The organism is Bacillus sp. 05T31, from assembly GCF_056396725.1.
On record NZ_JBFTMA010000344.1, the window covers coordinates 1 to 5,557 of the forward strand.

The window sequence follows — 5,557 nt, forward strand, 5'->3', positions numbered from 1 at the left end:
ATGTAAGCGTGTGGTAATATCAAAGATGTACTGATTGACTATATTATCCAATTGGTCATTTTTGGAGGTGATGATGTGGCGATAGATCGAAAACGTTCTATTATTGAAGCTGCAACAAAGTCTTTTTCAGCATTCGGTTATAAAGCAACGACGATGGATCAAGTTGCGAAGTTAGCGAATGTAGGAAAAGGAACAATTTATACTTTTTTCAAAAATAAAGAAGAACTATTTGGCGAAATTATTTCTAATTTAATTACAGAAATGAAGCAGGTCGCAAAAGACGCAATTCGTTCAGATATTTCATTTTTTGAAAATGTACATAGAGCATTATATAGCATCTTAGAATTTAGAAAAGAACATCAGCTCATGATTAAACTAATTCAAGAAGAGCGCGATATGGGAACGAAAGAAGTACAAGAAGTTATGCAACAAGTAGATGTGGAAATCGTTTCTGTCATTCAAGCTTATTTAGAGATTGCGATTGAAAAAGGTGAAATTAGCAAATGTGATCCAGAAATTACAGCGTTTATTATGCTTCGCCTATACGTATCGCTTATTTTTGATTGGGAAAAAAATCATGAACCGTTAGAAAAAGAAAAGATCTCGGAATTATTCGAACTTTATTTACTAAAAGGATTGTCAAATTAAGATAATCCTTTTAATATTATAAAAAATGACCATATGAACAAAATGGTCATATGTTTAATTTAGGAGGGATAATAGAAATATTAATTTCATACTAAGGAACAGTTGCATAGTATAAATTCGGGGATAAGGCATATGTATGAACAGATATAGCCTTTTTATTTGGGTAAAAATGACTAAAWWKACATTTTGGTCATTTTTRAAAAGGGGGATAAATTATGAAATGGCATAAGTTGCTTAGTAAAGAATTTGCAGAGATTATAAAAAGTAAAAAAATATTAATCCCAATCATTGCGGTTTTATTTGTACCAATTTTATATGCTGGTATGTTTTTATGGGCCTTTTGGGATCCGTATGAACAGCTAGATGACTTGCCAGTTGCGGTAGTCAATTTAGATAAAGGTGCAGTATTTGATGGGAAACCGATTGAAGTCGGGAATGGGCTCGTTGATAATTTAAAAGATAATAATAGTTTTAAATGGGAGTTTGTAAGTGAAAAAGAAGCGAAAAAAGGAATGGAAGGCAGAAAGTATTACATGTTAGTACGTATTCCAGATGACTTCTCAAGTAACGCTACAACGTTATTAAAAGACGATCCGAAACCATTAAACTTAGAATACATTCCAAATGAAAGTTTAAACTTCTTATCTTCACAAATTGGCGGAACAGCAATTGAAAARATTAAAGGTGAAGTATCAAGYACGTTAACGAAAACATATGCAGAGAAAATGTTTGATTCCATTAAAGACGTCTCAAAAGGRTTAGCAGATGGAGCGGACGGAGCAAATAAGTTACATGACGGAGCTAGTGAGTTGCATGATGGATCAAGTAAAGTGACGGATGGACTCCATACACTTCAAGGGAAATCTGGAGAGATGAAAGATGGAGTTCAGAAATTAGCAGATGGATCTAATAAATTACAAGATGGGTCCGGAAAAGTAACAGATGGTTTAAATACATTAAATAGCAAAACGGGTGAAATACAAACTGGTATAGGGAAATTACAAGATGGGTCTGGAAAAGTAACAGATGGTTTAAATACGTTAAATAGTAAGACAGGTGAAATGCAGACTGGTATAGGGAAATTACAAGATGGATCTCAGAAAGTAACAGCAGGTTTAAATACGTTAAATAGCAAAACAGGTGAGATGCAGACAGGTATAGGGAAATTACAAGATGGATCTCAGAAAGTAACAGCAGGTTTGAATGCATTAGTAAGTAAAACAGGTGAATTAAAAACAGGAACGAATGAATTAGCAACTGGTATGGAAAAACTTGTTGGCGGACAAAGTGAATTAGAGGGATTTTCTCAAAAAATTGAAAAGGGTTTGGAAGATTTAAATAGTAAAGTGAAAAATTCTGTTGCAGGTTTAGAGGAAATGCAGTCAAAAGGTCCTTCTACATTAAATAAAGTAAATGAGAAAATAAATGGAGCTGAAGAAAACGTAAATCAGTTAAATGAAATTACTCAGTCAACAGTAGGGGATGCAAAAAATGCAGTACAAGATGTAGCTAATTTGCAAAAACAAATTGAGAATTTACCAAAAGAATATCAAGAGCAGTTACAACCATATATAGCAAATGCGGCAAAAAGTACAGCGACAGTTCAGCAGAAAGCTATTGGAGTAGCAGGTGGAACAAATAAATTAAATGAAGAAGTAAAACAATTAAAAGGTGAAATAAATCAAAAAACAGGTGATGGACAAAACAAAATACCGAATACAACGGAATTGCAATCTTTAACGGATGGTATTGATGAATTAGTCAGTGTACAAAAAGGATTTGCTGGAAATTTCCAAAGATTTGGTAAGAATTTAAATGCCGCTAAAGAAGGCGCAAATAAATTTAAAAACGAATCCGGTCAGTTAATTGATGCGATAAATCAATTAGCAGATGGCTCGGGTAAAGTAACAGGTGGCTTAGATACATTATCTGCAGGAGCAAATCAAATGGCAGGTGGAGTAAATCAATTAGCAGATGGTTCAAGCCAAGTGACAGGCGGTTTAGGTACATTATCTGCAGGAGCAAATCAAATGGTAGGTGGAGTAAATCAATTAGCAGATGGTTCAAGCCAAGTGACAGGCGGTTTAGGTACATTATCTGTAGGAGCAAATCAAATGTCAGGTGGAGTAAATCAATTAGCAGATGGCTCGGGTAAAGTAACAACGGGCTTAGGTACTCTAAATGGTGGCCTAAATAAAATGTCCACTGGCTCAATCCAGCTAATCGATGGCGTCAATAAACTARCAGAYGGMTCWGGAAAAGTRACAGATGGCCTCGTAAARGTAAAYGATGGTTCAGGTACACTGGCTGAGAAACTTGGCGAAGGCGCAGAAAAAACAGGTGAAGTAAAAGGGACAGACAAAACGTATGATATGTTTGCAAGTCCTGTAAAAGTGAAGACGGAGAAAATGGCGGAAGTTCCAAACTATGGAACTGGATTTACACCGTATTTCTTATCACTTGGTTTATTTGTTGGGGCATTACTACTATCTATCGTATACCCATTACGCGATACAGTTGGCGTTCCGAAATCAGGATTCAGCTGGTTTATTAGTAAGTTTGGTGTTTTACTATCAGTAGGTATTATTCAAGCGATAGTAGCAGATGTCATATTACTGTTCTGGTTAGGTGTAGAAGTACAAAGTATTCCATACTTTATACTCTTTAGTATTGTGACGAGTCTAGCGTTTATTTCATTAATTCAATGTTTAGTAACAGCATTTGGTGATGCAGGACGTTTCATCGCCATCATCACATTAATTATTCAGCTTACAACAAGTGCTGGAACATTCCCACTAGAATTGATTCCTAAGTTTTTACAACCATTCAATGCTTGGCTACCAATGACATACTCTGTATCAGGATTGAAAGCGGTCGTATCAAGCGGTGATTTTAACTTCATGTGGCAAAACATAGGAATGCTTATGATCTTTATCGTTGTATTATCACTTGGAACAATCGCTTCATTAACGTGGATGCACAAACGACAATTTAAAAATATTGCTGAAAATCAATCGGTTGAAGCGTAAATAAGAAATATAAAAAAGGCACCGAAATGGTGCCTTTTTTATTGGTCTTGTTTTATTGGATGAGAAATTTTATTTGTTTTTCTATTTTTACGGAACAAGTATATACCAATACTTATAAGGATAATAGTAGCTACAATCCAAACAAATGGACCATATCTTTCAGCAAAAGTATATAGTTTCATGTTACTGGCAATGTCCTCTTTTGTTTTTCCTATTAGAATTTCTGAGCCACTATACCCTTCAAGTGTATCTCCTTTTTTTATACCAAAAATAAGAGTGTCTGATTTGTTTTCTATTCCTGTATATCGGTATCCCTTACCTTTAATTGTTAATTGAGTATCATCCTTTTTTAGTGAGTAATCTTCGGTGGAAATATCTTTTCCTAACAGTGTAATTGGCTTCATTGAAAAACGGATTTCTTTTAATGCAGGAAGAGTCTCATTGTTTAATAAGAGTTGCTTTGCAATATGCTGCTCAGTATCAATGTTTATCCAATTTGCCTTTCGATGTTTATACGTATTAATTTCAAGGAGTGCGAATTCTTTATTTTGAAGTTTTTCTTCTGTAATAGGTTGCGCAGTAGTTAACGTCCCTTTTAATAAAATTACACCATCTTTTGCAGATTGAAAAGAAGAGACTTCTTTCGTTTCTTGTAATGTATTGATAGCACTTCTATACAATAAAGTTTTATTACATAAAAACTGATGGAGGACAACAAAATGACCGAAAGCGAAATGAAATTTAGGGATACGACCATTCGTAACTTTTTTGATAAAGAGGACCGCTTAAAATTGATTCCAGGTCAAAAGAAGAAAAAACTAGTATTGTTAGAGCATTTGATTAGCAAGTTAAACGCTGGAAATCAATATACGGAAAAAGAAATTAATACATTTATAAAACAATATCATGATGATTTTTGTACAATTAGACGCGAGTTTATTGTGCACGGATTTATGGATCGAGAGGATAATATGTACCATATAAATGGGAGAGAAGTGTGGACGAAGTGGGAGGAGTTATAAATGTAATGAGGAAGGGGGATTTTCTTGCAAGTTAGTAGTCTTATGCATGAAGAACTTTCGGAAAAACCATCGATTTTTGGGATATTCACTTCGCCAACACTACAATTCAAAAGGATGAAGAATCAAAGAAATATATTCTTTCCACTAGTCCTTTTAATTGTGCTTATTATAATTTCAAGTGCCTTAATGTCTTGGAATTCTTTAAATAATCCTGCACTCAGTATGTTTCATGATAAAACGGGATTTACTGTTCCGAAATACATAACTTTCTTTACTACATTTGGATTTTCAGCAGTCAGTGGAATCGTAGCTATACTTTTTGCACCTATATTCTATAAGAACATTATGATTTTCTTTGGAGTTGATATTAACTATAAAGAAACATTCCCGATAATCATTTATGCTTCGTTTGTATTAAGATTAGGGATGATTTTAAACGGATTAATTGCATTTTCTCTAAGTGGGTATGAGATATCTTATACAGGTTTAGGTGCAATAGCGACAGATAATATGATCTTGCATACAATCGCTCAAAGAATAGATATATTTAACATTTGGTATTACGTTTTATTAGGAATAGGTTTAAAAACGATTACGAATTTAAATAAAGACAAACTTATTCCTCTTATTATTGTACTTTTCGTTTTCACTAGTTTATTAGCGAGCATGGCTGGGTTTATGCAGGAAATATCTAAACCATAAAAAAAGCTGTTGGTAAATCGATACCCCTTGTTGAATCGTTGATATATTTGAAGTTACGATAGATATATTCGAAAAATCGTTAATATAATTTTATTTGCCATGATATTGTTCAGAAAAGGAGATCACCTAGTTAGAAGTTAGACTGAGGGGATACTC

At 33.8% G+C, this 5,557-nt stretch carries 4 protein-coding genes and 1 pseudogene; 4 read left to right on the plus strand and 1 reads right to left on the minus strand.

What is annotated here, in order from left to right:
- The first annotated feature begins 75 nt into the window (after positions 1 to 75).
- Positions 76 to 648, plus strand: a complete 573-nt coding sequence (locus tag AC1DJR_RS18865) for a TetR/AcrR family transcriptional regulator (protein ID WP_477003236.1) — start codon at positions 76 to 78, stop codon at positions 646 to 648.
- Positions 649 to 863: 215 nt separating this feature from the next.
- On the plus strand, positions 864 to 3,677 hold the full coding sequence (locus AC1DJR_RS18870; RefSeq protein ID WP_477003237.1) for a YhgE/Pip family protein: 2,814 nt from the start codon (positions 864 to 866) through the stop codon (positions 3,675 to 3,677).
- A 38-nt stretch (positions 3,678 to 3,715) separates the two neighbouring features.
- On the opposite strand, the pseudogene AC1DJR_RS18875 reads toward AC1DJR_RS18870, so the two are convergent.
- Positions 3,716 to 4,354 (minus strand): annotated as a pseudogene (locus tag AC1DJR_RS18875) (hypothetical protein); the annotation flags it as partial.
- Between the two features lie 42 nt (positions 4,355 to 4,396).
- Between AC1DJR_RS18875 and AC1DJR_RS18880 the strand changes: the two are divergent.
- The gene (locus tag AC1DJR_RS18880; protein ID WP_060749782.1) at positions 4,397 to 4,699 is read left to right on the plus strand and encodes a DUF2087 domain-containing protein; all 303 of its coding nucleotides are present in this window, start codon (positions 4,397 to 4,399) and stop codon (positions 4,697 to 4,699) included.
- Between the two features lie 24 nt (positions 4,700 to 4,723).
- Entirely contained in the window at positions 4,724 to 5,401 is a 678-nt protein-coding gene (gene yknW, locus AC1DJR_RS18885; RefSeq protein WP_429687823.1) for a YknW family membrane protein, read from the plus strand.
- Positions 5,402 to 5,557: the final 156 nt, after the last annotated feature.